The 4,183-nt window shown below is 67.8% G+C and carries 7 protein-coding genes; 3 read left to right on the top strand and 4 right to left on the bottom strand.

The window, feature by feature from the left end:
• Both GA0115259_RS26585 and GA0115259_RS26580 read right to left on the bottom strand, forming a co-directional pair.
• A partial coding sequence (locus tag GA0115259_RS26585; RefSeq protein WP_093601716.1) for a hypothetical protein occupies positions 1-210 on the bottom strand: 210 nt, incomplete at its 3' end.
• On the bottom strand, positions 194-421 hold the full coding sequence (locus GA0115259_RS26580) for a hypothetical protein (protein WP_237540518.1): 228 nt from the start codon (positions 419-421) through the stop codon (positions 194-196). The genes GA0115259_RS26585 and GA0115259_RS26580, both read right to left, overlap by 17 nt.
• Before the next feature lie 145 nt (positions 422-566).
• Between GA0115259_RS26580 and GA0115259_RS26575 the strand changes: the two genes are divergently transcribed.
• Complete coding sequence (locus GA0115259_RS26575; protein WP_093601710.1) at positions 567-1,412, top strand: helix-turn-helix domain-containing protein; 846 nt, start codon at positions 567-569, stop codon at positions 1,410-1,412.
• Entirely contained in the window at positions 1,393-1,602 is a 210-nt protein-coding gene (locus GA0115259_RS26570; RefSeq protein ID WP_093601708.1) for a DUF397 domain-containing protein, read from the top strand. Before GA0115259_RS26575 ends, GA0115259_RS26570 begins: the two co-directional genes overlap by 20 nt.
• Positions 1,603-1,671: 69 nt before the next feature.
• Here GA0115259_RS26570 and GA0115259_RS26565 read toward each other — a convergent pair whose 3' ends face one another.
• Entirely contained in the window at positions 1,672-2,670 is a 999-nt protein-coding gene (locus GA0115259_RS26565) for an aldo/keto reductase (protein WP_093601714.1), read from the bottom strand.
• A gap of 79 nt (positions 2,671-2,749) precedes the next feature.
• On the opposite strand from GA0115259_RS26565, the gene GA0115259_RS26560 reads away from it, so the two are divergent.
• On the top strand, positions 2,750-3,556 hold the full coding sequence (locus GA0115259_RS26560; protein WP_093601706.1) for an alpha/beta hydrolase: 807 nt from the start codon (positions 2,750-2,752) through the stop codon (positions 3,554-3,556).
• A gap of 172 nt (positions 3,557-3,728) precedes the next feature.
• On the opposite strand, the gene GA0115259_RS26555 is transcribed toward GA0115259_RS26560, so the two are convergent.
• Positions 3,729-4,112, bottom strand: coding sequence for a VOC family protein (locus tag GA0115259_RS26555; protein WP_093601704.1), 384 nt, complete (start codon positions 4,110-4,112; stop codon positions 3,729-3,731).
• Between the last annotated feature and the right edge of the window lie 71 nt (positions 4,113-4,183).

The following is a 4,183-nucleotide window of genomic DNA, read 5'->3' as shown; positions in this document are numbered from 1 at the left end:
CCCCCGCCTCTCCCGGTTCAGCTCCGTCACCCGCGCCCTCAGCACCTCGTTGGGCGGCGCCGGGTGGACGGTCTGCGGCGGACAGTCCCACTCCAGCCCGCCGCCCGGCGGCCGTAGCTGGACATAACCGCTGTCCAGGCTCATCACCCGCCCCACACGCCCGTCGCGCGAATCAACGGCGTACGAACCGGGCTCAGGCGTGTACGTCATCGCCGGCCCCTTCCTGTACGGCCAGCACGGCGGCGAGCCGCAGCGCGGTGCCGAGATCGCAGCGCCCGAGATCGACCAGCGGTACGGGCGCGTCGCCCAGACACGAGGCCGGGACGATCCGCAGCCCCGGCAACACCACCCCCACCCCCGCGAGCCCGCCCCGTAACGCCTCCGCCGCGTCCTCGGCGGCCCGTACGTGTGCGGCAACCATGCGCCGAGCTTCTCTTATGTCGTAGGTAACCATGTTTTGGCGTCTCCACGCTATGTATCTGCTTTCACCACACAGCGTGGTCGCCAGTGGCTAGCCTGACCAGACATGGCAGACCAACACACCTACGTGTTCCGGAGGAGCGCCCATGTCCCAAAACACAAAGCCGCTTGACCCGTCGTCATCGCCGCGCGCCATGCTCGGCGCGGAGTTGAGGTATCACCGCGAGAAAAAAGGCATGTCCCAGGGCGAATTGGGACAACCGCTGTTCGTAAGTGGTGCGTTCATCGGGATGTTGGAAATGGGCGTACGCAGGATGCAGCCGGAGTTCGCCGTCAAGTTCGACGAGATCTTCGGGACGGAGGAGTACTTCTTCCGCAACTGCGAGGTGCTGAAGAAGTCGAAGTACCCGGATCACTTCGCGGAGGCAGCGGAGGCCGAGGCGACGGCGGTGATGATCAAGGAGTACGCGCCAGCGCTGATCCCAGGCCTGTTCCAGACCCCGGGGTACGCGAAAGCGGTGTTCTACGCTGGACTGCCAACGGCGACGGACGACACGGTCAGGGAACGGGTAGAGGCGCGACTGGAACGCTCCGGCCTGCTCCAACATCCAACCAAGCCAGTGGTATGGGCGGTACTGGACGAGGCCGTCCTTCGCCGGGTCGTCGGGGGACCATCTGTGATGGCAGAGGCACTGCGGCACATCGCAGCGCTGGTTCGTAGCCGCCGCATCATCGTGCAAGTGCTGCCGTTCACAGCGGGTGGACACCCGGCAATCGAAGGCGCCCTCAAACTGATGGCGTTCGAGGACGCGCCCAAGCTGGCCTACCTTCAGGGCTTCGAATCGGGCCAGTTGGTCGACGATCCGGCAACTGTAATCCGGTACGAACTGGCTTACGATCTGGTCGGGGCCAGCGCAATGTCACCGGAAGCGTCCTTGGCCCTGCTGGAATCAGTGGCGGAGGATTACGCGCATGAAGAGCAGCAGCCCTGAGTACGACCTGAGCGCAGCGTCCTGGCACAAGTCGAGCTTCAGCGGCCCCAGCGGCGGCGACTGCCTCGAAGTCGCCGACGGCCTCACCGGCATCGTCCCTGTCCGCGACTCCAAGAATCCCACCGGCCCCGTCCTCACCTTCCAGGCAACCGCCTGGTCGGCATTCGTCACCCAGGTCAAGGCGGCCTAACAGGCGGCCGGTCACCGGGGCCCGCCGTCGAGCGGGCCCCGGCAAAAGGCAACAACCGCCAGCGGTCGGTCAGGCGTAGAAGTTACGCTGCCAGCGGTGCTTGGCCAGTACGGCGAGCTGGTCGGCGGTGAGCGGACGGCCGTCGCTGAGGGCGGTGTTGCGCTCGACGTTGCGTACCGTACGCATGCCCGGGATGACGGTGGAGACCGCCGGCGAACTCAGCACGAACCGGAGCGCGTTCTCGGCGATCTCGTCGGATGTGATGCCGAGGTCGGCCACGATCGCGGCCACGTGCTGTTCGACCTGGGCCGGGCGGTCGTCGCGGAAGTAGCGGTTGCGCCAGTCGCCTTCGGGGAACGTCGTGTCGGCGGTGATGCGGCCCGTGAGGCCGCCCTCGTCCAGGGCGACCCGCACGATGACACCGACGCCGTGTTCCTCGCAGGCCGGGAGCAGTGTGTCGGCGGGAGCCTGGTCGAAGATGTTGTAGATGACCTGCACGGTGTCGACGGCGCCGCTGCGGACGAGGGCGAGGGCGTTGTCGGGCTGGTGGTCGTTGATGGAGACGCCGAACAGGCGGATCTTTCCTTCCTGCTTCAGTTCGGCGATGGTCTCCAGCCAGTCGCCGCGGCCGACCCATTCGTCGCTCCAGACATGGAACTGGAGGACGTCGAAGTGGTCGAGTCCGCTGGTGCGCAGACTGGTCTCCAGGCTTTCGCGGATATGCGCGCCCGGGTAGGTCTCGGCCGGGTCGAGGCCGTCGGGCGCGGGCCAGACGCGGTTCTTCGGCGGGACTTTGGTCGCGACGAGGACCTCGCCGCCACCGGTGCCGTTGCCGGAACCGGCGCCCGTGGCGGCCCGCTCGCGGACGACGCGGCCGACGATGCGCTCGCTCTCGCCGTAGCCGCGGGCGGTGTCGATGAAGTTCACGCCGAGATCGATGGCGCGGTTCAGGGCGCGTACGGATTCGTCCTCCGTGGCGCCCACCCAGGCCGACTCACCGATGCCCCAGGCGCCGTAACCGATCTCGGACACGGACAGTCCGCTGCGTCCCAGCTCGCGGTAGCGCACAATCATCCTCCACGTCGTGGTCCTCGGCCCGGCGTCCGGGCCGAGGACAAGCCTAGGCGCCTCACCTATCGTGGAAAGGGTGCTGGAGTGGACCGACCACGACGTGGACGGACTCCTGGTCCGCGAGGCCCGTGACCTCGGGGTCCAGGAGCGGGGCAGGATATTGCTGGTGCCCGGGCCCATGCATGGCTGGTGGGCGTACGAGCGGTGGATGCCGGTGTTCGCGGAGGCGGGCTGGACGCCGCTGGCGATGTCGTTGCCCAACCACACCGGTTCCCGGGCCGTACCGGAGGCGGAGTTCCTGACGTATACGCCGGGCGACTACGCGGCTGCGGTCCGTACGGTCCTCAGCGGCCTCTTCCCCGATCTCGACCCGGACTTTCAGCCGCCTGTCCTGCTGGGCCACAGCATGGGCGGGCTGGTGGCCCAGTTGGTGGCGGAGGCGTATGTGCCGTACGCACTGGTGCTGGTCTCGACCGTGGGGCCCGGACAACTCGGGCCGATGCGGTCGACGGCGTACCCGAAGGACCGTCCGGTGACGATGACCAGGGAACAGATCCAGGAGGTGTGGTTCCGCCATATATCGGAGGAGGAACTCGACGTACTGATGGCCCGCCTGACGCCGGAATCGCCAAATGTGATCAACCAGTACAGCAACGGCAGCGTCACCGTGGATCCCAGCACCATCCGCTGCCCGGTTCTGGTGGTGGGCCCGGAGAGCGACCGTACGCCGGTCCACGACACCCACACCATCGCGAAACTGCTGCGCGCGAAGCCGGTCATCGTCCCGAACGTCGGCCACGACATGCCACTCGAACACGCCGGCCTGCCCGCGGCCTCAACCATCATCGCCTGGCTGGACACCCTGGCCCCGGCCGCTCCGTAGCCACGCCGACCGCCTCCCCGCCTGGACCTGTGTGATCGTCGCTGTCGCACTGATCGCCTGGTGGAGATGCGCCCGGTACGAGATTGACGGTCTGACCGGCAGACGCTTTCCACGCCGGGCCTCGCCGGGACGCCGGTAAGACCGCCGTCCTGAACGGCGGTCAGGCCGCCGGTCAGGCCGACGTCCGTTCGCGTTCCGCCGCGCTGCGTTCGACGCACAGTTCGTTGCCCTCCGGGTCCGCGAGGGTTGTCCAGCCTCTGCCGTCCGGGAGGCGGTGGTCGGCTACGAGAGTCGCGCCGAGGGCGAGGAGACGGTCGACTTCCTCGTCGCGGGTACGGTCCTGGGGCTGGAGGTCCAGATGGACCCTGTTCTTGGTGGTCTTGGGCTCGGGTACGACGATGAACAGCAGCGCGGTCCCGGGCGCCGTCACCAGCGCCTCCGGGTCGCCCGGATGGTCGTCCTCCGCCACCGAGCCACCGAGGACCTCGGCCCAGAAACCGGCGAGGGTGTACGCGTCGGCGCAGTCGATTGTGATGTGTCGTATCAGGGACGTCATGCGCGTCACTGTCGTTCGCCACGGCCGACCCTGTCCAACGGATTTCGCCCGCCCCGGCGGCCCTGCCGGTC

The organism is Streptomyces sp. MnatMP-M17, from assembly GCF_900091995.1.
Classification (GTDB): domain Bacteria; phylum Actinomycetota; class Actinomycetes; order Streptomycetales; family Streptomycetaceae; genus Streptomyces.
Note: the sequence above shows the minus strand (reverse complement) of the source record. Positions and strands in the feature narration are given on the sequence as shown.